This is a genomic window from Pseudomonas sp. P1_A1 (assembly GCF_056406935.1).
Map to the genome: position 1 here is coordinate 122,807 of NZ_JBFTZE010000013.1, position 20,838 is coordinate 143,644.

The 20,838-nt window shown below is 60.2% G+C and carries 19 protein-coding genes and 1 pseudogene; 10 read left to right on the forward strand and 10 right to left on the reverse strand.

The window, feature by feature from the left end; genetic code table 11:
- The first annotated feature begins 154 nt into the window (after positions 1-154).
- Both AC1D2Q_RS19840 and trmA read left to right on the forward strand, forming a co-directional pair.
- On the forward strand, positions 155-1,450 hold the full coding sequence (locus AC1D2Q_RS19840; protein WP_018925809.1) for an NCS2 family permease: 1,296 nt from the start codon (positions 155-157) through the stop codon (positions 1,448-1,450).
- Complete coding sequence (trmA, locus tag AC1D2Q_RS19845) at positions 1,447-2,526, forward strand: tRNA (uridine(54)-C5)-methyltransferase TrmA (RefSeq protein WP_477814275.1); 1,080 nt, start codon at positions 1,447-1,449, stop codon at positions 2,524-2,526. The genes AC1D2Q_RS19840 and trmA overlap by 4 nt, the downstream gene beginning before the upstream one ends.
- Before the next feature lie 53 nt (positions 2,527-2,579).
- Here trmA and AC1D2Q_RS19850 read toward each other — a convergent pair whose 3' ends face one another.
- A complete protein-coding gene (locus AC1D2Q_RS19850; RefSeq protein ID WP_477814276.1) occupies positions 2,580-3,026 on the reverse strand; it encodes a DUF2442 domain-containing protein in 447 nt (148 codons plus the stop codon).
- Complete coding sequence (locus AC1D2Q_RS19855) at positions 3,023-3,451, reverse strand: DUF4160 domain-containing protein (RefSeq protein ID WP_477814277.1); 429 nt, start codon at positions 3,449-3,451, stop codon at positions 3,023-3,025. The genes AC1D2Q_RS19850 and AC1D2Q_RS19855 overlap by 4 nt, the downstream gene beginning before the upstream one ends.
- Before the next feature lie 285 nt (positions 3,452-3,736).
- Here AC1D2Q_RS19855 and AC1D2Q_RS19860 point away from each other — a divergent pair, with 285 nt between their 5' ends.
- The 3 genes from AC1D2Q_RS19860 (at position 3,737) to AC1D2Q_RS19870 (ending at position 6,160) form a co-directional block, all read left to right on the forward strand.
- Complete coding sequence (locus AC1D2Q_RS19860) at positions 3,737-4,648, forward strand: LysR family transcriptional regulator (protein WP_477814278.1); 912 nt, start codon at positions 3,737-3,739, stop codon at positions 4,646-4,648.
- 211 nt (positions 4,649-4,859) lie between these two features.
- Complete coding sequence (gene aroQ, locus AC1D2Q_RS19865; RefSeq protein ID WP_477814279.1) at positions 4,860-5,300, forward strand: type II 3-dehydroquinate dehydratase; 441 nt, start codon at positions 4,860-4,862, stop codon at positions 5,298-5,300.
- 5 nt (positions 5,301-5,305) lie between these two features.
- Positions 5,306-6,160: a shikimate dehydrogenase gene (locus AC1D2Q_RS19870; protein WP_019581304.1), complete on the forward strand. Its 855-nt coding sequence runs from the start codon at positions 5,306-5,308 to the stop codon at positions 6,158-6,160.
- A gap of 53 nt (positions 6,161-6,213) precedes the next feature.
- On the opposite strand, the gene AC1D2Q_RS19875 is transcribed toward AC1D2Q_RS19870, so the two are convergent.
- Together AC1D2Q_RS19875 and quiC are read right to left on the reverse strand one after the other, a co-directional pair.
- Positions 6,214-6,891, reverse strand: coding sequence for a TetR/AcrR family transcriptional regulator (locus AC1D2Q_RS19875; protein ID WP_477814280.1), 678 nt, complete (start codon positions 6,889-6,891; stop codon positions 6,214-6,216).
- 103 nt (positions 6,892-6,994) lie between these two features.
- On the reverse strand, positions 6,995-8,896 hold the full coding sequence (gene quiC / locus AC1D2Q_RS19880) for a 3-dehydroshikimate dehydratase QuiC (protein ID WP_477814281.1): 1,902 nt from the start codon (positions 8,894-8,896) through the stop codon (positions 6,995-6,997).
- Between the two features lie 490 nt (positions 8,897-9,386).
- Here quiC and AC1D2Q_RS19885 point away from each other — a divergent pair, with 490 nt between their 5' ends.
- Both AC1D2Q_RS19885 and AC1D2Q_RS19890 read left to right on the forward strand, forming a co-directional pair.
- Entirely contained in the window at positions 9,387-10,724 is a 1,338-nt protein-coding gene (locus AC1D2Q_RS19885) for an MFS transporter (RefSeq protein WP_477814282.1), read from the forward strand.
- A gap of 96 nt (positions 10,725-10,820) precedes the next feature.
- Positions 10,821-12,443, forward strand: a complete 1,623-nt coding sequence (locus AC1D2Q_RS19890) for a methyl-accepting chemotaxis protein (RefSeq protein WP_477814283.1) — start codon at positions 10,821-10,823, stop codon at positions 12,441-12,443.
- A 6-nt stretch (positions 12,444-12,449) separates the two neighbouring features.
- Here the strand turns inward: AC1D2Q_RS19890 and AC1D2Q_RS19895 are convergent, their stop codons facing one another.
- The 4 genes and pseudogenes from AC1D2Q_RS19895 to AC1D2Q_RS19910 form a co-directional block, all read right to left on the reverse strand.
- Positions 12,450-13,328, reverse strand: a complete 879-nt coding sequence (locus AC1D2Q_RS19895; protein WP_477814284.1) for a DMT family transporter — start codon at positions 13,326-13,328, stop codon at positions 12,450-12,452.
- 104 nt (positions 13,329-13,432) lie between these two features.
- Entirely contained in the window at positions 13,433-14,248 is an 816-nt protein-coding gene (locus tag AC1D2Q_RS19900) for a sugar phosphate isomerase/epimerase family protein (protein ID WP_477814285.1), read from the reverse strand.
- 55 nt (positions 14,249-14,303) lie between these two features.
- Positions 14,304-14,432 (reverse strand): annotated as a pseudogene (locus tag AC1D2Q_RS19905) (gfo/Idh/MocA family oxidoreductase); the annotation flags it as partial.
- A 121-nt stretch (positions 14,433-14,553) separates the two neighbouring features.
- Entirely contained in the window at positions 14,554-15,330 is a 777-nt protein-coding gene (locus AC1D2Q_RS19910) for an IclR family transcriptional regulator (RefSeq protein ID WP_019650918.1), read from the reverse strand.
- Positions 15,331-15,501: 171 nt separating this feature from the next.
- Here AC1D2Q_RS19910 and AC1D2Q_RS19915 point away from each other — a divergent pair, with 171 nt between their 5' ends.
- The 3 genes from AC1D2Q_RS19915 (at position 15,502) to AC1D2Q_RS19925 (ending at position 19,263) form a co-directional block, all read left to right on the forward strand.
- Positions 15,502-17,220, forward strand: coding sequence for an FAD-dependent oxidoreductase (locus AC1D2Q_RS19915; RefSeq protein WP_477814286.1), 1,719 nt, complete (start codon positions 15,502-15,504; stop codon positions 17,218-17,220).
- Positions 17,221-17,407: 187 nt separating this feature from the next.
- The gene (ypfJ, locus tag AC1D2Q_RS19920) at positions 17,408-18,301 is read left to right on the forward strand and encodes a KPN_02809 family neutral zinc metallopeptidase (protein WP_477814287.1); all 894 of its coding nucleotides are present in this window, start codon (positions 17,408-17,410) and stop codon (positions 18,299-18,301) included.
- The gene (locus AC1D2Q_RS19925; protein WP_477814288.1) at positions 18,301-19,263 is read left to right on the forward strand and encodes an alpha/beta fold hydrolase; all 963 of its coding nucleotides are present in this window, start codon (positions 18,301-18,303) and stop codon (positions 19,261-19,263) included. Before ypfJ ends, AC1D2Q_RS19925 begins: the two co-directional genes overlap by 1 nt.
- Before the next feature lie 33 nt (positions 19,264-19,296).
- On the opposite strand, the gene AC1D2Q_RS19930 is transcribed toward AC1D2Q_RS19925, so the two are convergent.
- Both AC1D2Q_RS19930 and tesB read right to left on the reverse strand, forming a co-directional pair.
- Positions 19,297-19,890 carry an HAD family hydrolase gene (locus AC1D2Q_RS19930; RefSeq protein ID WP_019650914.1) on the reverse strand — a complete coding sequence of 198 codons (594 nt, stop codon included), beginning with the start codon at positions 19,888-19,890 and terminating at the stop codon, positions 19,297-19,299.
- The gene (tesB, locus tag AC1D2Q_RS19935) at positions 19,887-20,756 is read right to left on the reverse strand and encodes an acyl-CoA thioesterase II (RefSeq protein ID WP_019581316.1); all 870 of its coding nucleotides are present in this window, start codon (positions 20,754-20,756) and stop codon (positions 19,887-19,889) included. Before tesB ends, AC1D2Q_RS19930 begins: the two co-directional genes overlap by 4 nt.
- Between the last annotated feature and the right edge of the window lie 82 nt (positions 20,757-20,838).

The following is a 20,838-nucleotide window of genomic DNA, read 5'->3' on the forward strand; positions in this document are numbered from 1 at the left end:
CGATCGCAGCCATAAGCAGCCATAGCCCCACGCTGCTGGTATGATGCGCGGCTTTTTCCGACCCACAGAAAATTCCCCAGGCGCCTGCAGCGGTCTGTGCTTTGCTGTTGAGGTCGATACATTCACGGCGCCGGGCGCGCCACGGGGAGCAGACATGCTGGAAAGGCTGTTTCAACTCAAGGCACACAACACCAACGTGCGAACCGAGATTCTGGCGGGCGTCACGACCTTTTTGGCCATGGCCTACATTCTGTTCGTCAACCCGAGCATCCTCGGCGAGACCGGCATGGACAAGGGCGCGGTGTTTGTCGCCACCTGTCTGGCAGCTGCCATCGGCTCGACGACCATGGGCCTGATCGCCAACTACCCGATCGCCCTGGCACCGGGCATGGGCCTGAACGCCTTCTTCACCTACACCGTGGTCCTGCACATGGGCCACACCTGGCAAGTGGCGCTGGGTGCGGTGTTCCTCTCGGCGGTGATGTTTTTCCTCCTGTCGATCTTCCGCATCCGTGAATGGATCATCAACAGCATCCCGCTGGCGCTACGCTCGGCGATCGCCGCCGGCATCGGCCTGTTCCTGGCACTGATCGCCCTGCACAACGCCGGCATCGTCGTCAGCAACCCGGCGACCATGGTCGGCCTCGGCGACCTGAAGCAACCGGCGCCGATCCTCGCGACCCTGGGCTTTGCCCTGATCGTTGCCCTGGAGGCCCTGAAAGTGCGCGGTGCGGTGCTGATCGGCATTCTGTCGGTGACCATCGTTTCCATCCTGCTGGGCTTCAGCCCGTTCGGCGGCGTGATGTCGATGCCACCGTCGCTGGCGCCGACCTTCCTGCAACTGGACATCAAAGGCGCACTGGACATCGGTCTGGTCAGCGTGATCTTCGCGTTCCTGTTCGTCGACCTGTTCGACAACTCCGGCACCCTGATCGGCGTCGCCAAGCGCGCCGGCCTGATGGGCAAGGACGGCCACATGCCGAAAATGGGTCGTGCCCTGATCGCCGACAGCACTGCGGCCATGGCCGGTTCGTTGCTGGGCACCTCGACCACCACCAGCTATATCGAATCCGCAGCCGGCGTGAGTGCCGGTGGCCGCACCGGCCTGACCGCCGTCGTGGTGGCGATTCTGTTCCTGCTGGCGCTGTTCTTCGCACCACTGGCCGCCAGCGTACCGGCCTTCGCCACCGCACCTGCCTTGCTGTTCGTCGCCGTATTGATGACCTCGGGGCTAGCGGAAATAGACTGGGACGACATCACCGTCGCCGCACCGGTCGTGGTCACCGCCCTGGCCATGCCATTCACTTACTCCATCGCCAACGGTATCGCGTTCGGATTCATTTCCTGGACCGCCATCAAGTTGCTGTCCGGCCGTGGCCGTGAGCTGAACTCGGCGTTGGTGGTTCTGTCGATTCTGTTCGTGATCAAGTTAGGTTGGTTCAACGCATGACTTTTGATTCCCAGGCCTACGCCGTTCAGCTCGAAGAAAAGGTCACGCGCCTGCGCGACCTGCTGGCCCCGTTCGGTGCGCCCGAGCCAGCAGTGTTCGATTCACCGCTGAAAAACTTCCGCCTGCGTGCCGAATTCCGCCTGTGGCGTGAAGCCGGCGAGCGCCACTACGCAATGTTTTCCCAGGAAGACAAACGCACGCCGATCCTGATCGAAGAGTTTCCGATCGCAAGCCTGCGCATCAACCAGTTGATGCCGCAGCTCAAGGCGGCGTGGCAAGCGAGTGCCGCCCTGAGCCACAAGCTGTTCCAGGTGGAGTTCCTGACCACACTGGCCGGCGATGCGATGATCACCCTGTGCTACCACCGCCCGCTGGACGAACACTGGCACGCGGCAGCGTCGAAGCTGGCAGCCGACCTGAACGTCAGTATCATCGGTCGCTCGAAGGGCAAACGCGAAGTGATCGGTCACGATTACGTGGTCGAGAAACTTGAAGTCGGCGGCCGTACCTTCAGCTATCGCCAGCCGGAAGGTGCGTTCACCCAACCCAACGGCACGGTGAACCAGAAGATGCTCAACTGGGCGTATGACGCCCTTGGCGATCGTTCCGACGATTTACTGGAGCTGTATTGCGGCAACGGCAACTTCACCCTGCCACTCGCTACCCGCGTGCGCAAAGTGCTGGCCACCGAAATCAGCAAGACCTCGGTCAACGCAGCGCTCAGCAACCTGAGCGAAAACGCGGTGGATAACGTCACGCTGGTGCGTTTGTCTGCCGAAGAGCTGACCGAAGCCCTGAACGAAGTTCGCCCGTTCCGTCGCCTGCACGGCATTGACCTCAAGAGCTACGAGTTCGGTAGCGTGTTCGTCGATCCGCCCCGTGCCGGCATGGACCCGGATACTTGCGAACTGACCCGGCGCTTCGACAACATCCTCTACATCTCCTGCAACCCGGAAACCCTCGCGGCCAACATCGCCCAACTAAACGACACCCACCGCATCACTCAATGCGCGATGTTCGACCAGTTCCCATGGACCCATCATATGGAGTCCGGAGTGTTGTTGACCCGTCGTTGATTGCTCCCCCCCCTACAAATCAGCCGTCCTAGGGACGGCTTTTTTGTGGGCGATCAAAGAGCCGTATCGACCTTGCGCGGCCGACCGCCCTTCTTGCCGTTGGCCCGTGCCGCCTCGGCCTTGGCGGCGCTACTCTGGCGACCATTGCGCGAGGCGATCACCGAGGCCGCCATATCCATCAGCGGTTTGCTCGCCGAAATCAAACCGGCGATGGACACCTGCAGATCCTTGTCTTCATGGCAAAGTGCGGCTCCGGCGAAACCGACTTTCAGACCGGCGAAATCCTCGGGCTCGAAACCATCGAATTCCGGGTAGTTTTTCACTGGCAACAACACACCGCTGCCATCCTCGAAACCGACAGCGAGACATGGATCAAGGAAGATCACTGTTGTCGCATTCAATCCAGTGCGACGGCGTAATTCCCCACTCTCAATTGCTTCATCCAGAGCGCCTTCGGTCACTGGATGATCCACCTGCATTCTTGCGCTTATCGTTTTCATAATTCGATCTCCACGTCCTCCGGCGCTCCCATCAGAGCCAGCAAGGTCCTGTTGCTTTCCGGTTCATAGTGAGCCGAACCAATCACGTAAGTCGTGCTGGCAACCCTCTTCATCACGACCACTTCATTGCCCTGCCAATCCCATAACTGATTGTCGAGGCAGGCCGTCTGCAATTTGCTCCACCAGATGCCACGGGCTCGCCGCAAATGGGCAGGTTGTCTGAGCGCCTGACGCAATCCCTCCAGCACGGCCAGAGGAGGTCGATGCGAATGAGGGACGACATCCCAAAGCTCGACGCCGTTGTGCCAGAAGCTGAACCTGAAGCGTGCGCACCACGTACCGGCATCGACGTGAACATGTGGCGGGCAATGCTCGTCACGCAACATGACTATCAGTGACAACCCCTTGTAGCGGCATACATTCATGCTAACCCATCCGTTAGGTTATAGAATCCGAAGATTCGCCATTCCCTGAAAAATCCGATAACTGGCGCTAACCGTTCGATCAGTTGACCATCTTTGAGCCTAGCGTTTCAGGTCGACCGAGCCCTGCCGATCAGGGCAAAAAAGAGTAAGCAATCCTTTCACTGCCAATATCTGGCCGGTGATGAACTCAACGGCGCTTGTTGTTGAAACGAACCCTGTATTTGTACGTCTGCATTTGATAAATACCACCTCAGGCATCCCATTTGATTCTTGGTGTAATCAATCATGCAGCGACATTTCGACGATCTTCAACTCGGCAGCATCGAACTGTTTTGCCTGGCCGCCGAAGCCGGCAGCTTTACCGCCGCGGCCCTGGTGGCGGGCGTGACACCGGCTGCCGTCAGCCGCTCGGTGTCGCGGATGGAAGAACGTCTGGGTGTGCGGCTGTTCGCGCGCACCACCCGCAGCGTCAAGCTGACCGACAGTGGTCGGCGTTATTTCGACGAATGCCGTCAGGCCCTTGCGCAATTGGTCGAGGCTCAGCGCGAAGTCATGGGCCAACAGCAGGAACCCTCCGGCACCTTGCGCATCAGCATTCCCACCACCTATGCCCACCACCGCATCCTGCCGCTGCTGCCGGCGTTCCGGGCGCGTTTTCCCGCCGTGAAAGTCGAGGTGCACATCAGCAATCGCAACATCGATTTCGTCGGCGAAGGCTATGACATGGCCATCCGTGTGCGGGCGATTCCCGACTCCGGGCTGATTGCCCGGCCGCTGGAGGATGCCGCACTGGTGATGATTGCCAGCCCTGACTATCTGAAGCATGCCGGCACGCCACAGACCCTCGACGACCTGGCGCACCACGAATGCATTCAGTTCGAACTGCCCAGCAGCGGACGGCGGATTGCCTGGCTGTTCAACGATAACGGCGTACCGCTGGAGATTTTGGCCGAGGGTAATTACTGTTGTTCCGATGATGTATTGGGCGGCGTGACGCTGGCGAAACACGGCGCCGGGCTGTTTCAAACCTATCGTTTCATCGTCGAAAACGAACTGGCGGATGGCTCGCTGGTGGAAGTGCTCAAGCCCTATGGCGGGCGCTCCCGCCCCTTCACTTTGCTGTATCCGCAAAGCCGCCATGTGCCGTTGCGGCTCAGGGCATTCATCGACTTTCTGGTTGAGCATCTGCCTCGCTGAAAAGATCGCAGCCTTCGGCAGCTCCTGCATTTGAAACGCGTGCACCTGTAGGAGCTGCCGAAGGCTGCAATCTTTTTACACATGTCCGATCACCGCACAAATAATCCAGGGCTGGCGCCTCTTCAATTGACCTTATTAACCAGTTAGTACAATTTATCTCCACAGGCTGAGACGCTCGGCCAATGCCAAAAATAATAAGTGGAGAGACCCGATGTCCCCTATCGTTCTGGTGCTCAACGGCCCGAACCTGAACCTGCTCGGCACCCGTGAACCGGCGACTTATGGCCACGAAACCCTGACGGATATTTCAGCGCTGTGCGGTCGCGCCGCCGAAGAGTTCGACTTGAAGGTGGAGTTTCGCCAGACCAACCATGAAGGCGAACTGCTCGACTGGATTCATGCCGCCCGTGGCCGCTGCGCCGGGATCGTCATCAACCCGGCTGCCTGGACCCACACCTCGGTCGCCATTCGCGATGCCCTGGTCGCCAGCGAACTGCCGGTGATCGAAGTGCACCTGTCCAACGTCCATGCCCGCGAACCCTTCCGGCACCACTCCTTTGTCTCGTCCATCGCCACGGCGGTGATGTGCGGTTTCGGCAGCCACGGCTATCGTTTGGCGCTGGAGCATTTCAGCCAACGTTTGAAGGGTTAAGCGTGATGACACAGAACACCGTGGTATTGGCCGGGCTGATCGGCGCCGGCATTCAGGCTTCCCGCACTCCGGCGCTGCACGAGCACGAAGGCGATGCGCAGGGTTTGCGCTACCTGTATCGGTTGATCGATCTGGATCAGCTGAAACTCGACAGCGGCGCCCTGCCCGACCTGCTGATGGCCGCCGAGCGGATGAATTTCACCGGGCTGAACATCACCTTCCCGTGCAAGCAGACCATCATCCCGTTGCTCGATGAGTTGTCGCCGGAAGCCCGCGGTATTGGCGCGGTGAACACGGTGGTGTTGAAGGACGGTAAACGCATCGGCCACAACACCGATTGCCTGGGCTTCGCCGAAGGGTTTCGTCGCGGCCTGCAGGACGTTGCCCGTGAGCGAGTGGTGCAAATGGGCGCCGGAGGCGCAGGCGCGGCGGTGGCCCACGCGTTATTGAGCGAAGGCGTACAACTGCTGAGCATTTTCGATGTGGATCACAGTCGGGCTCAGTCTTTGGCGGACAACCTCAATCAGCATTTCGGTTTTGGCCGCGCCGTGGCCGGTCATGACTTGCCGGGCACGCTGGGTCAGGCTGACGGGCTGGTGAATACCACGCCGATGGGTATGAAAAAACTGCCGGGCATGCCGGTACCGGTAGAGCTGCTTCGGCCGCAGTTGTGGGTGGCGGAGATCGTTTACTTCCCGCTGGAAACCGAACTGCTGCGCAATGCTCGCGCGCTGGGTTGCCGAACCCTGGATGGCGGCAACATGGCGGTGTTTCAGGCGGTGAAGGCGTTTGAATTATTCAGCGGCGTGGTGCCGGATGCCCAGCGGATGCTGGCGCATTTTCAGAGCATGAATGGTTGAAAAGCATCGCAGGCAAGCATCGTCCGTAGGAGCGAGGCTTGCCCGCGAAGGCGTCAGGCCTGCAGATACCGCAACACCGACTCGCAGATCATCTCCCGATGACGCTGCTTGATACTTTCGTCCGGCAAGTCGATCTGAAAGATCTCACCGAAGGTATGACGGTTCGACACACGGTAGAAGCAAAACGAACTGATCAGCAGGTGCACATCCAGCGGATCGAGGCCAGCGCGGAATACTCCCTCTGCGACCCCGCGACGCAAAATCTCGCCCAATGAATCGAGGATGGTGTTGTTCATCGCCTTGATCGCATCGGAGCGCTTCACATACTCGGCGTTGTGAATGTTCTCGATGCAGACGATACGCACGAAATCGACGTTGCGATCATGGTGATCGAAGGTGAATTCCACCAACCGCCGAATCGCCTCCATCGGCGCCAGTTCCGCCAGATGCAAGCGACTTTCGGTGCTGCGGATATCCCCGTAGAGTTTTTCCAGCACCTCGACGTAGAGCTGCTCCTTACTGCCGAAGTAGTAATAGATCATGCGTTTTGAGGTGTGGATGCGCTCGGCGATCGCATCGACGCGCGCACCGGAAAGCCCCTGCTGGACGAACTCGACAATAGCCTCTTGAAGAATGTTCTCGCGGGTTTTTTCCGGGTTGTTCTTGCGACTCTTGCGAGGCTCGGCAATTGGCTTTTCGGGCGCTGCGGAGAGTTCTGAAATTATTGTCATTGCGGGCTCACGGCCATCACTGCACAAGTGGGCGATTATGGGCCGCTGCGCACAGTGAAGGAAGCCACGTGGCAGCGGTTTTGTACCCGTGTTTACGATTTTCCTACAACTTTGTCTGACGTACGCCACCACTTCGGGATTTGGCCATGGCCGCCAGTCGCACGGCCACGTTGGCCGCGCCGTAACCCGCATAGCCGTTTTTGCGCTGGATGATTTCAAAGAAAAACCGCCCTTCGAACGGCTCGGTGTACACGTGAAACAGCTCGCCGCCCTGGGCATCACGGTCGTAGAGCACGTTGAAATACGCCAGCTCGCTGAGGAACTCATCGTCGAAATCGAAGCGCGCGGCGAGGTCATCGTAGTAGTTGAGCGGGATATCCAGCAGCGGTACGCCTGCCTCCTTGGCGCGGCTGACTTCGGCAAAGATGTCGTCGCAATCGAAAGCGATGTGATGCACACCGGAACCGCGATAACTCGACAGCGCGTGTGAGATCGCGGTGTTGCGGTTCTCGGAAATGTTCAGCGGCAGGCGGATCGAACTGCAACGGCTGCGCAAGGCACGGCTCTTCACCAGACCATACGGGTCGGGCAGCACCACTTCATCGTCGGCTTCGAAATCCAGCAGGCTTTTATAGAACAGCACCCAGCTGTCGAGACTGTCGGCGGGCAGTGCCATGGCCATGTGGTCGATGCGCTTGAGGCCACCGCTGGCCACGGCCGCCGGTTGCAGATTGAAGTCGGTGCCATAGACGTCGGCGTCCTGGTCCACCAGGTAAATCAGACTGCCGTCCGGCGCACGCACGGCGGCGAGTTCCAGCTCATTGGGGCCTACCAGCCCGCGATACGGCTGGCCTTTGTAAGCCACGGCTCGGGCCAACGCACTGGCGCTGTCCTTAACCCGCACGGCGGTGGCGCACAGCGATGGCCCATGGGCCTCGAAAAAACTGTGGGCGAAGGAATAAGGTTCGGAGTTGAGGATCAGGTTGATATCGCCCTGACGCAACAGGCTGACACTCTTGGAACGGTGTTGCCCGGCCTTGACGAAACCCAGTCGCTCCAGCCAATGGGACAGCTTGGCGCCGAGGCTTTCGTCCACGGCGAACTCAAGAAACTCGATGCCGTTGTATTCGCTGGCGTCTGGGGTATCGAACAGAATGTCGCGATTGGCCACAGGCGTGGCCTCCTGTTCCAGACGCTCGCGGGTTTTCTCCTCCAGGTACAGCAACGAACGCAAGCCGTCGGCGGCGTTGGCCCGGGGTGGCGCGGCGCGGAAGCCGTCGTTGAAGATCTCCAGCGACAGCGGGCCGGTGTAGCCACTCTTGATGATCGGTGCGAGGAACCCCGGCAGATCGAATTCGCCCTGGCCGGGGAAACAACGGAAATGCCGGCTCCACTCCAGCACGTCCATGGCCAGGATCGGTGCATCGGCCATTTGCACGAAGAAGATCTTGTCACCGGGAATCTCGGCGATCGCCTTCGGGTCACCCTTGAGCGACAGCGTATGGAAACTGTCCAGCAACACGCCGAGGTTCGGATGATCGGCCTGGCGAACGATGTTCCACACCTGTTGATACGTGTTCACGTGGCGGCCCCAGGCCAGCGCTTCGTAACCGATCCGCAAACCACGAGCGCCGGCCCGTTCGGCGAGCAAGCGCAAATCGTCGACCAGGATCTGCTCATCGCCGATGGAGTCGGCCGAGGCGTTGCTGCACACCAGCACCAGGTCGGTGCCCAGCTCTTGCATCAAATCGAACTTGCGCTCGGCCCGCTCCAGATTGCGCGGCAGACGATCGCGGCGGCAACCTTCGAAATCCCGAAAGGGTTGGAACAGTGTGATCGCTATCCCGAGATCAGCGCACATCTGCCTGATTTCCCGTGGGCTGCCGTCGTAGTAGAGAAGGTCGTTCTCGAAAATTTCCACCCCGTCAAATCCGGCGGCGGCGATGGCTTCTAGTTTTTCCGGCAGGGTACCGCTCAAGGAAACGGTGGCAATGGAACGCTGCATGTGTCGACTCCCGGTGGTGGGGACATTCTTGTTGGGCAAATTATTGGCTTGACGAATCCGCACAGCAATTCAAAGTGTACTACCCGGTTAGTTTTGCGGGCGATTATCGAACACAATGGCGGTTGGCGAATTGACGATTTTTCGTCCACTGCGCACCATCGACACCACATTGAGTCCGGTCACGACCCCATGGACTCGGTTACCAAAGACCCTGAACACCACATAAAAATTTCAAAAAACGGGTACACGCTCATGCGCTCATTCAACGCCTTGTTTGCTTGCTCCACCGATCTCACGCCAGACCTGGTGTCCATCCGAACCTTGCGCCCACTCGGCCGAACTGCGCCGCTMGCTGAATAAAACGTTGTCGTCACCTGACGAGAACACCTCAGCCGATCAATCTCACCCGCGCCCGTCGCCATCGATTGATCACGCGCCCTTGAAGTCCCGACAAGCCTCGCTTGTCAGTCATTGAACGGATGGCACCCACATGTTTCCTTCTCAAAGCTCTCGCGTGGCTTCGGCCCAAAGCGTCGCCACTGGCGGCATCGGCGACAAAATCCGCGGCGCCATGGCCGTCGGCAAAACCCGCTGGGGAATGCTGACGCTGGTGTTTTTCGCCACCACCCTGAACTACATCGACCGCGCCGCCCTGGGCGTCATGCAGCCGATCCTGGCCAAGGAAATGAGCTGGACGGCGATGGACTACGCCAACATCAACTTCTGGTTTCAGGTCGGCTACGCCGTCGGTTTCGTGCTGCAAGGCCGGTTGATCGACCGGGTCGGCGTGAAGCGCGTGTTCTTCTTCGCGGTACTGCTCTGGAGCCTGGCCACCGGCGCTCATGGCCTGGCCACTTCGGCGGCGGGCTTCATGGTCTGCCGGTTCATTCTCGGCCTGACTGAAGCCGCCAACTACCCGGCCTGCGTGAAAACCACCCGGTTGTGGTTCCCTGCTGGCGAGCGCGCCGTGGCCACCGGTATTTTCAACGCCGGGACCAACGTCGGCGCGATGTTCACACCGATGCTGCTGCCACTGATCCTTCACGCCTGGGGCTGGCAAGCCGCGTTTCTGTGCATGTCGGCACTGGGCGGCGTCTGGTTGCTGTTTTGGGGTCTGAAGTACTTCAACCCGGAAGATCATCCGAGCGTTAAACAATCGGAACTGGACTACATCCAGAAGGAAGTCGAGCCGGAACAGTCCCGCGTACCGTTCTCGCGAATCCTGCGCATGCGTGGCACCTGGGCCTTCGCCCTCGCCTACTCGATCACCGCGCCGGTGTTCTGGTTCTACCTGTACTGGTTGCCGCCGTTCCTCAATCAGCAATACAACCTGGGGATCAACGTGACCCAGATGGGTATCCCGCTGATCATCATCTACCTTACGGCTGACTTCGGCAGCGTCGGCGGCGGGATCCTGTCTTCGTTCCTGATTGGCCGCGGGATCAACCCGATCAAGGCCCGACTGATGTCCATGTTCCTGTTCGCCTGCTGCATCATCGGCGTGGTCATGGCCGCCGGTTCGAGCAGCCTGTGGCTCGCGGTATTCGCCATCTCCCTGGCCATCGGCGCGCACCAGGCCTGGACCGCGAACATCTGGAGCCTGGTGATGGACTACACGCCTAAACACATGATGAGTACGGTGTTCGGCTTCGGCGGCATGTGCGCAGCGATCGGCGGGATGTTCATGACCCAGTTGGTCGGCCACATTCTGACCATCACCAACAACAACTACACCGTGCTGTTCACCATGATTCCGGCGATGTACTTCATTGCATTGACCTGGATGTACTTCATGGCACCGCGCAAGATTCCGACCGTAAAAGATTGATACACCACAAACGCAGGCCTGATCCCGGGCCTGCGTTTTTTTATGGGCGCGGTTTATCCATTTCACCCTTTTTTCTCACAGCCACAGAGGCACACCATGTCGCCAGGTAACTTGAGCATCGCCAAGCGTGCCGTGATCAGCTTCGGCGTCATCGCCCTGCTGGTCCTGTTGCAGGGGCTGTTCGCCCTTAAACAGGTCGCGCAGGTCCGCGCCACCGGCCAGCACACTGAAAACGTCTCCCTGCCCAGCATTCGCCACCTGGGTGAAATCCGCGACTACATCCTGAGTGTTCGCGTGCTCAGCCTGCGCATGGCGCTCAACCGCGATCCAAAAGTGCTCGACGCCACCGTCACACGCCTGCATCAAGTGCAGGGGTGGCTTACAGAAACGCTGGAAAAATTCACTCCACTGGTCGGTGATTACAACCGGGGGCCGTACGAAAAGTTCGTCGCCACCGTCACCAGCTACCGCCAGGCGCTGGCGCAATACGAAGCGCTGTCGCGGGAGAACCGCAGCGAAGAAATGACCGCGTTGCTCAATGGAAAAATCCAGGACTACTCGACCCAGACCGGTGACCAGTTCGCCGAATTGATGGCGCTTTCCGCCAACGAAGTCAGCCTGTCGGCCAACCAGGCTGACTCGCTCTACAACCAGGTAAAAATCACCGTGATCGGTGCGCTGATCGCGGTTGCGCTCCTGACCCTGTGCCTGGCCTGGCTGTTGATTCGCAGCATCGTTGTGCCAATCCGTCAGGCGGTCGAAGTGGCCGAGCAAGTGGCCGCCGGTGACCTGAGTCAACCGATCCGCAGCCACGGCGCCGATGAAACCGCACGCTTGCTCAAGGCCCTGTCGGCCATGCAGACCAGCCTGCGGGAAACCCTGCAACTGATCAGCGGCACGTCGACTCAATTGGCGGCCGCCGCCCTGCAGATGAATCAGAGCACTCAGCAGGATTCCAGTCGGCTGCAACAGCAGCACAATGAAATCGAGCAGGCCGCCACGGCCGTCAACGAAATGACCGTCGCGGTGGAAGAAGTGGCGCGCAACGCGGTGTCGACTTCCGACAGCACTCGCCAGTCCACACAGCAAGCCAACCAGGGCCAGGCGCGGGTGATTGAAACCCTGGATTCGATTCAGGCGATGAGCGGCAATGCGGGCATCGCGCTGCAACAGGTTCAGACCCTGGCCGAGCAGTCCCGGGAAATCGGCAAGGTGCTGGACGTGATCCGCGCCATCGCCGAACAGACCAACCTGCTCGCGCTCAATGCCGCCATCGAGGCTGCGCGAGCCGGGGAAGCCGGGCGTGGTTTTGCGGTGGTGGCCGATGAAGTTCGGGCGCTGGCGCATCGCACTCAGCAATCAACCCGGGAGATCGAACAGATGATTGGCCGGGTTCAGGGCGACACCGACAGTGTGGTGGTGTCGATGCACGACAACAGTCAGCGTGTTGCTGAAACCTTGTCGATTGCTGAACAGGCCGGGTTGGCGCTGGCAGAAATCACCCGGGCGATGGAGCAGATCCATGAACGTAATCTGGTGATCGCCAGTGCCTCGGAAGAACAGGCGCAGGTGGCCCGTGAGGTGGATCGTAATCTGCTGAACATCCGCGACCTGTCGCTGGAAAGCGCCGACGCCGCGACCCGGACCAGTGCCACCAGCCAGGAGTTGTCGCGACTGGCGGCGGGCCTGCAAAACCTGGTGGTGCGTTTCAAATTTTGACCGGTTTCAGCGGCGGCTTTGCTGCCACGCCGCCGCCAACCCGCTGCAGCAAATCACTGCGATCCCGACCACCGTGGTCAGGGTCGGCGTGTGAGAAAACAGCAACCAGCCCAGCAAACCGGCAAAGACAATCTGGCAATAGCCGAATGGCGCCAACAGCGCGGGAGCGGCGTGGCGGAACGCCTGGGTCAGAAACAGGTGCGCCGTCATCCCGCAGGCGCCCAGTGCAACCATCATCAATCCATGCCCAAGGCTTGGCACTTTCCAGAAGAATGGCACCAGTGCGCTCATCACCAGGGTGTTGCACAGGCCGGCGAAGAAGTTGCTGGTGGTCGGGCTGTCGATTTCACTGAGCTTGCGGGTGAGCAATTGATAGAAACAGAAAAACAGCGCCGAACAGAGCGGCAGCAAGACTGCTGGCGTGAACAGATCACCGCCGGGGTGGACGATGATCAATACGCCGACAAATCCGCAAATCACCGCGATCCATTGGCCACGGGTGACCCGCTCACGCAGCAGTGGCACCGACAGCGCGGTGACCAGAACCGGTGCGAGAAAGTTGACCGCCGTGGCTTCGGCCAACGGGATGTACTGCAAACCGGTGGTGAAAAACAAACTGGTGCCCAACAGGCACAACGCCCTCAGTAACTGCAGCAACGGCCGTTTGGTGCGCAGGACGCGCAACCCGGATTGCGGCAGGAAAATCCCGGCCATCAGCAAGGTATGAACCACATAGCGGGCCCAGACCACCATGACGATCGGATAGAACCCGGATAGATATTTCGACAAGGCGTCGTGACTGGAAAACAGAAAGGTCGCGACGACAATCAGCAGAATCCCTTTGAAGGGTTGGTTTACACCGGAGAGCGGGGTGCTGATGGTCATTGGCGATCCTTTTTTTACATCGAAAGTCAAAAGCTTCGCGGGCAAGCCTCGCTCCTACATAACCTGTGGGAGCGTGGCTGCCCGCGATAGGTGCGCAGCACCGCTTACCGCCGCGCCAACAATTCCCGGGTTTTATCCAACGCCATCTGCGCCCGCTGCAACCCGCTCACGCCCTGTTCCAGCAACTTCACGGTGGGAATCTCCAGGCTTAACGGGATCTCGGCCGGCAAACACTGCAACAACCCCACCAGATCACAATCGCCATCGCCCGGAAAACGTCGCTCGTTACGTGCCTGACGCAAAATCTCCGCCATGTCCGTTGGCCGTGGCCCCGCGACATCGCATAACTGTGTGTACCGTAACCGTGACGGGGCAACTTTGGCCAGATCTTCCAGCCGCGAACCCGATCGGTCGAAATGGAACGCGTCCACCAACACCGCGCCGTTTTCACGGTCAGCGTTTTCGACGATACGCACCGCTTGTTCGAGATTGCGTGCATCGGTCCACGGCATGAACTCCAGGTGCGGATGCAGCCCGTAAGGTGCCGCCAGATCGCACAACCGGGCGAAGTTCTCGGTGAGTCGTTGTTCGTCGGAATCGTTACCGGCCACCAGCAATTCACTGGCACCCAATTGCGCCCCGACCGCCAGAATCTTCTCGAAGTCGGTGACGACGGTTTGCGGTTTAAGACGCAGGATTTCAACATCCAGTACACGAATGCCGGTGTCGCGCAGCCGCGCCAGCGTCTCACGCCGTAGGCCGACATCGGCTACCAGCGCAAAGTGATGTTCTTCCGCTGTCGCCGGTTCAAGGCGTAGTCCGACATGGCTGTATCCGGCCCGTGCTGCGACTTCGACCATCTGCGGCGGAGACAACTCCAGCACAGTCAGGCTGGCCAGGGAAAAGATCCGCTCACTCATGCTCATTCCTCGATATCGGCAGCGCTCACCAAGGGTTCGACTTCCCGCCGCGCCGACCTGCCGCTTGTGGGCCGGGATCGGCCACCGCACACAACGTCGCTTGTGTCAGGGTTTGCAGATGCCGGTAATGCTGCTGGCCCATGTTGCCGGCACCGATCAGGGCGATGCGAAGGGGCGAAGTCATGGTCGGTCCTCTTGTGATTATTGTCGGAAGGATGAATTCCGATAATTTAGAACCTGGTTCCAGATTCTTACACGGACGAACCACAAAAGTGTGCGAACAGCGCACACGATCTTTTGAAACGTCAGCTGAACAACTCAGATGCCAGGCTTGCCGCCGACAGCTCTTCAGTAAATTTCAACAACAACGGCGCCAACTCATGCAACCGCGCCCCCGGCATCCGCGCGCTTGGCCCGGCAATGCTCAGCACACCGATCACTCGACCATCGCCTGGGTGGCGCACCACCGCCGCAATCGCCGAGGTGCCTACGGCCGAACTCTCTTCGACCCAGGCGTAACCCTGCTCACGCGCCAGACGCAGGCGTTCCAGTAACTCAATGTTGGAGCGCGGCGCGTTCGGCCCCAGGTCTTTCGGCCGTTCGCTCCCCTGACGCTCCACCAGCGACAACGCTTCGGCATCGCTCATGCACGCCAGCCATGCGTGGCCCGAAGCGGTATAGAACAAGGGCGCATCACGGCCCATGTCCGGGTCGTAACGCAGGCCCGAGCGAGCGCCCTGAGACTTGGCGATCCAGACCTGGCGCTCGCCTTCAATAACGCCAAGGCGCACCAGTTCACCGGTTTCCTCGGCCAGGCGATCGAGCACCGGCTGCACGATATCCGCGCCGCTGCTCGACAGGTAACGGAAACCCATCGCCACCAGTTTGGTCGACAGGTGATAGCGCAGGTTCTCCGGATTCTGTCGCACGTAACCCAATCGAATCAGCTCGGCGAGCAGCCGGTGAGTCGCGCTTTTAGGGATGTCCAGTTGCTCCGCCAACGTCTGCATCGGCAGGCCGCGAGGATCACTGGTGAGGCTTTCCAGCACGCTGAAAACACGTTCGATCTGACTGCCGGCCATGGGGGTTCCACTCGAAATTTTGCCGATTCTAGAAGACAAACCACCTAATGCGAAATCTGGAACCCGCTGTCCGATAACCACCCTCTTTACGCAGTGAATGGTTGCCGGGATCAATCAAGTCTCTATATTTTCTGGAATCAAATTCCAAAAATAATCTGGAGCTTTTAAACGATGCCTGCCGATTCTCCCCTCCTTGCGGACATCGAATGCGATGTGCTGATCGTCGGCTCCGGTGCGGCCGGCTTGTCCGCAGCCGTTACCGCGGCCTGGCATGGCTTGAAAGTGATCGTGGTCGAGAAAGACCCGGTATTCGGCGGCGCCACGGCGTGGTCCGGTGGATGGGCCTGGGTGCCGTGCAATCCCCTGGCGCGTCGTGCCGGCATCGTCGAAGACGTCGAGCAACCGCGCACCTACCTGAAACACGAGTTGGGTGAGCGTTACGATCCGGCGATGATCGACGCGTTCCTGGAGGCTGGCCCGCGAATGGTGGCGTTCTTCAAGCAGAACACCTCCCTGCAATTTACCGACGGCAACGCCATCGCCGACATTCATGGCGACACGCCGGGTGCCGGCACCGGCGGACGGTCGGTAATTGCTGCGTCTTATGACGGGAGAAAAGTCGGCAAGCTACTGAAGCGTCTTCGCAAAACCATGCGGGAAACTTCGTTCATGGGCATGCCGATCATGGCGGGGGCGGACCTGAGCGCATTTCTCAACCTGACCCGCTCTTTGCCCGCAGCATGGCACGTGACCCGGCGTTTTACCCGGCACTTGTTCGACCTCGCCGTTCATGGCCGGGCGATGCAACTGGTCAACGGTGTTGCGCTGATTGCACGGCTGGCAAAGTCCGCCGAAGACCTGGGCGTCTTGCTCTGGGAATCGGCACCGGTGACCGAGTTGCTTCGCGAAGGCGATCAGGTGCAAGGCGCGATCGTCAGTACCGCCAAAGGTAAAACCCGCATCCATGCACGCAAGGCCGTGGTGCTCGCGACCGGAGGTTTCGCCAATGATATCGAGCGGCGCAAGGCGCTGTTCCCCCGCACTCCGACCGGCAACGAACACCTGGCGCTGCCGCCTCTCGGCGTCGCCGGTGATGGTTTACGACTGGGCGAAAGCGCCGGTGCGCGGGTCAACACCGACATGGCATCGCCCGTGGCCTGGGCGCCGGTTTCGCACGTGCCGCACAGTGACGGCAGCATCGGTCACTTCCCGCACATCATCGAACGCGGCAAACCGGGGATCATCGGCGTACTGAGCAACGGCCAGCGCTTCGTCAACGAAGCCGATGGCTACTACGACTACGTGACGGCCATGGTCGCCGCCGCACCGCAGGGCGAAGAAGTCGCCTCCTGGCTGATCTGCACCCATGGTTTCCAGCGGCGTTATGGCTTGGGGATTTCTCGGCCTTTTCCAGTGCCGCTGTCATCCTTTATCCGCAGCGGTTATCTGAAAACCGGCAACACGGTCGAGGAATTGGCCCAGGCCTGCGGCATCGACCCGAACGGATTGCGCAGCACGGTGGATGAATACAACCGGCATGCACGCAACGGTGAAGATCCGTTGTTCGGTCGTGGCTCGACGCCCTACAACCGCAAACAGGGCGATGCGTTGCAGCAGCCCAACCCGTGCGTCGCGCCGATTGAGCAAGGCCCGTTCTACGCCGTGAAGGTTCAGCCTGGCTGCTTTGGCACCTTCGCCGGGCTCAAGGTCAACGAACACGCCCAAGTTCTCGATGAATCGGCACAGGTCATCGCCGGGTTGTACGCGGCGGGCGGCGACATGGCCAGCATCATGGGCGGGCACTATCCCGCTGGTGGCATCAATCTCGGCCCGGCGCTGACCTTCGGCTACATCGCTGCCCGGCACATCGCCGGTGTGGAGCGGACTTGATCAGTAACCTGCGAGACAAGTACTCGTCCAATCGATAAAAAACCATCGTCTGAGGGAATTCGATGGGCTATCCATGTTCAATACAAGTCTGAAATGTTCCGGGCCAGGTAAAAGACGGACGACCGGACTGGCGCCATACCTGCTCACCAGCAACACTCATCACCATGCGCTAACAGAGGATTCCCCCATGCTTTGGAAAAAAGGCCGACGCAGCGACAACGTGGTCGATGCCCGTGGCGATGATGTCGGCGGTGGGGGCGGCGGGATGCGCTTCGGTGGGGGCAAGGGCCTGAGCCTGACGGCGATCCTGTTGATCGTCGGGATCGGCTGGATCACCGGCCAGGATCCGATGCAGATCCTCGGTCAATTGACCGGGCAAATGAGCGAGCAATCGGCCCCGGCCACTCCCCAAACCCGCAAGGCACCACCGGCCAATGATGAAGGCGCCGAATTCGTGCGCTCGATCCTCGGCGACACCGAAGACACCTGGAGCCAGATTTTCCAGCAGGCCGGTCGGCAATATAAAGACCCGACCCTGGTGCTGTTCAGCAATCAGGTGAACTCGGCGTGCGGCCTGGCGACGTCGGCGACCGGTCCGTTCTATTGCCCGGCAGACCAGAAGGTCTACCTGGACATGAGTTTCTTCCAGGAAATGTCGCAACGCTTTTCCGCCGCGGGTGATTTCGCCCAGGCCTACGTGATCGCTCACGAAGTCGGACACCACGTGCAGACCTTGCTCGGCGTTTCGGCGAAGATTCAGACCGCTCGGCAGCAGGGCCGGCAAATGGAGGGCGACGGTGGTTTGCTGGTGCGTCAGGAACTGCAGGCCGATTGCCTGGCCGGAGTCTGGGCCAACAATGCGCAGAAGCGCCTGAACTGGCTGGAACCCGGTGACATCGAAGAAGCCTTGAACGCCGCCAACGCCATCGGCGACGACCGCTTGCAACAGCAAGGTCAGGGCCGCGTGGTGCCGGACTCGTTCACTCATGGTACGTCAGCGCAAAGGGTGCGCTGGTTCAAAGCCGGATTCGCACAGGGCGAGATCGGCCAGTGCGATACCTTTGCCGCGAAGAATCTGTAATGCACAAGTGGTTGTTGGCTCTGTTGATCACCTGCACAAGCACCCAGGCTGCCGAGCAGGGGGCCAAGGCGATCAGTTCCGGGCGCCTGCTATTGAGCGCCGGCGAAATCGCGGTGGGCATCGGCCCGACACCGGCGAAGAATATCGAACGGGTGTTGATCATCATCCATGGGCGTTTGCGCAACGCTGAGACCTACCGCCAGAGCGCCGAGCACGCGGCCGAGCAAGCCGGGCAAAGCGATAACACCCTGGTGCTCGCCCCACAGTTTCTCAATGAAACCGACATCGCGAGCCACCCGGTGCCTGACAGCGTTTTACGCTGGCAGGGCAATGACTGGATGGCCGGCGGTTTATCCACAGCGCCATTTACCTTGAGTTCCTATGCGGCGCTCGATGAAATCATCGCTCGCCTGGGCGATCGGCGACAGTTTCCGGACGTGAAGCAAATCGTCATCGCCGGTCACTCGGGTGGCGCTCAGGTGGTTCAGCGTTATGCCTTGTTGAGCCACCCTCAGCCCGCCCTCGACACAGCAGGGGTGAAGGTGCGTTATGTGATCGCCAATCCTTCGTCGTATGCCTATTTCAATGAGCAACGGCCGGTGGCGTTCAGTCACGCGGGGTGTCCGAACTTCAATCGCTGGAAGTATGGTCTGGCGGACTTGCCCGCCTATGCCAATGGGCAAACGCCTGCGCAGCTGGAAGAAAACTACGTCAAACGTGACATCGTTTATTTGCTCGGGCAGCAGGACATCGACCCGAATCACCCGGCGCTGGATAAAAGTTGCGAAGCCAAAGCCCAGGGCGCTTCTCGATTGATTCGCGGGCGCAATTATTTCAATTATCTGAAACGGCGCCATCCTCAAGGGTTGAGCCAGCAGCTGATCGAAGTGCCCGGGGTCGGGCACAATGGGGACGGGATGTTTACCTCGCCCGAAGGGCAGAAGGCGTTGTTCGGGCAGTGAGCTTTGGGGCGTCTGATCGGACGCCCCCCTCTCTCAAGCCGAAAGCAGCTGCCGCAACTCCACGCAATCGCGCGCATGCCAATCGGTCAATTCCGGCCACGGATTATCCGGCAGGTTCACCAACACCGTCCGCGTCCCCGCCGCCCGGCCGCAATCCAGATCGAAGCGGTAATCACCGACCATCACCATTTCACTCGCCGGCACCTTCCAGGCCTCGGCCAGTTTCAGTAAACCACCGGGGTGCGGTTTGGGCGGTGCCTCATCGCGCCCCAGTACATCCTCCACCGCAAAGCAATCGGCCAGGCCAATCGCCTCCAGCGTGACATGCGCCAGCTCGCGAGCATTGCGCGTGAGAATGCCCAGGCGATAACCGCGCCCCGCCAACTCACGCACCAGTTCCACCGCGCCCGGCGCCGGTTTCGAACCCCGTGCCAGATCCCGTTCATGCTCCAGCAGCCACGCATGTTTGGCCGCCGCTTCTTCGGCCGGCAGCCCAGCGAGGTGAGTGAGGATGTCGTGTTCTGCAGGAATCGCCAACGCCACGCGGATCGCCGCGAAGTCATGTACGGCCACGGTCAGGGTGCCGTCCATGTCGAACACCCAGTGCCGCACTTCGGCCAGGCTCATGCCCAATCCTTGCGATGACGAATCAGGCCTTCCTGAGTGACCGAGGCCACCAGTTGCCCGGCACGGTTGAACACGCTGCCACGGGAGAACCCACGCGAGTTGCCGGCCCACGGGCTGTCCATGGCGTACAGCAACCAGTCATCGGCGCGCAGGTCGGCGTGGAACCACAACGCGTGATCAAGGCTGGCGACCTGCATGTCTTTCTGCCAGACCGATTTGCCATGGGGCAGCATTGAGGTGGTCAGCAAACCGAAGTCCGACGCGTAGGCCAGCAGGTATTTGTGCAGCGCCGGGGTGTCGGCCAACGCACCGTCGGCGCGGAACCAGACGTATTTGACTGGATCGGCAGGCTGCGGGTTATAGGGATCTTTTTCGGTCACCGGCCGGAATTCGATCGGTTTCGGGCACAGCAGTTTTTCGCGCATGTGCTCCGGAATCAGGTGTGCGCGCTGCTGAGTGAGTTCCAGCTCCGACGGCAGGTTCTCCGGGCCGACCACTTGCGGCATTTCGCTCTGGTGCTGGAAGCCTTCTTCGTCGTACTGGAACGAAGCGCTGCAGGTGAAAATCGGGTTGCCCTTCTGGATCGCCGTCACCCGGCGCGTGCTGAAACTGCCGCCATCGCGCACCCGATCGACCTGATACACCACCGGCAACTTCGCATCGCCCGGACGCAGGAAGTAACCGTGCATCGAGTGCACATGGCGGGTCTCTTCGACTGTCTGACTGGCCGCCGACAGGGACTGGCCGAGCACCTGGCCGCCGAACAACTGACGGAAACCCAGGTCCTGGCTGCGGCCACGAAACAGGTTTTCTTCAATCGGTTCCAGGGTCAGCAGGTCTACCAGATCTTCCAACACTTGGCTCATTCAGACTCTCCTCACACAAAGCAATGCCGCGCAGTCTTGGCTGCGGCGGTCGATTCAGTTTATGGCCCGGTTCAACATGAGG

Bases quoted from the DNA above. Each gene is read 5' to 3' on its own strand.
- AC1D2Q_RS19875 (WP_477814280.1), bottom strand. From the start codon at position 6,891: ATGACAATAATTTCAGAACTCTCCGCAGCGCCCGAAAAGCCAATTGCC.
- AC1D2Q_RS19895 (WP_477814284.1), bottom strand. From the start codon at position 13,328: ATGACCATCAGCACCCCGCTCTCCGGTGTAAACCAACCCTTCAAAGGG.
- AC1D2Q_RS19840 (WP_018925809.1), top strand. From the start codon at position 155: ATGCTGGAAAGGCTGTTTCAACTCAAGGCACACAACACCAACGTGCGA.
- AC1D2Q_RS19870 (WP_019581304.1), top strand. From the start codon at position 5,306: ATGACACAGAACACCGTGGTATTGGCCGGGCTGATCGGCGCCGGCATT.
- trmA (WP_477814275.1), top strand. From the start codon at position 1,447: ATGACTTTTGATTCCCAGGCCTACGCCGTTCAGCTCGAAGAAAAGGTC.
- AC1D2Q_RS19860 (WP_477814278.1), top strand. From the start codon at position 3,737: ATGCAGCGACATTTCGACGATCTTCAACTCGGCAGCATCGAACTGTTT.
- AC1D2Q_RS19850 (WP_477814276.1), bottom strand. From the start codon at position 3,026: ATGAAAACGATAAGCGCAAGAATGCAGGTGGATCATCCAGTGACCGAA.
- AC1D2Q_RS19925 (WP_477814288.1), top strand. From the start codon at position 18,301: ATGCACAAGTGGTTGTTGGCTCTGTTGATCACCTGCACAAGCACCCAG.
- AC1D2Q_RS19930 (WP_019650914.1), bottom strand. From the start codon at position 19,890: ATGAGCCTGGCCGAAGTGCGGCACTGGGTGTTCGACATGGACGGCACC.
- AC1D2Q_RS19900 (WP_477814285.1), bottom strand. From the start codon at position 14,248: ATGAGTGAGCGGATCTTTTCCCTGGCCAGCCTGACTGTGCTGGAGTTG.
- AC1D2Q_RS19885 (WP_477814282.1), top strand. From the start codon at position 9,387: ATGTTTCCTTCTCAAAGCTCTCGCGTGGCTTCGGCCCAAAGCGTCGCC.
- quiC (WP_477814281.1), bottom strand. From the start codon at position 8,896: ATGCAGCGTTCCATTGCCACCGTTTCCTTGAGCGGTACCCTGCCGGAA.
- ypfJ (WP_477814287.1), top strand. From the start codon at position 17,408: ATGCTTTGGAAAAAAGGCCGACGCAGCGACAACGTGGTCGATGCCCGT.
- AC1D2Q_RS19915 (WP_477814286.1), top strand. From the start codon at position 15,502: ATGCCTGCCGATTCTCCCCTCCTTGCGGACATCGAATGCGATGTGCTG.
- tesB (WP_019581316.1), bottom strand. From the start codon at position 20,756: ATGAGCCAAGTGTTGGAAGATCTGGTAGACCTGCTGACCCTGGAACCG.
- aroQ (WP_477814279.1), top strand. From the start codon at position 4,860: ATGTCCCCTATCGTTCTGGTGCTCAACGGCCCGAACCTGAACCTGCTC.
- AC1D2Q_RS19855 (WP_477814277.1), bottom strand. From the start codon at position 3,451: ATGAATGTATGCCGCTACAAGGGGTTGTCACTGATAGTCATGTTGCGT.
- AC1D2Q_RS19890 (WP_477814283.1), top strand. From the start codon at position 10,821: ATGTCGCCAGGTAACTTGAGCATCGCCAAGCGTGCCGTGATCAGCTTC.
- AC1D2Q_RS19910 (WP_019650918.1), bottom strand. From the start codon at position 15,330: ATGGCCGGCAGTCAGATCGAACGTGTTTTCAGCGTGCTGGAAAGCCTC.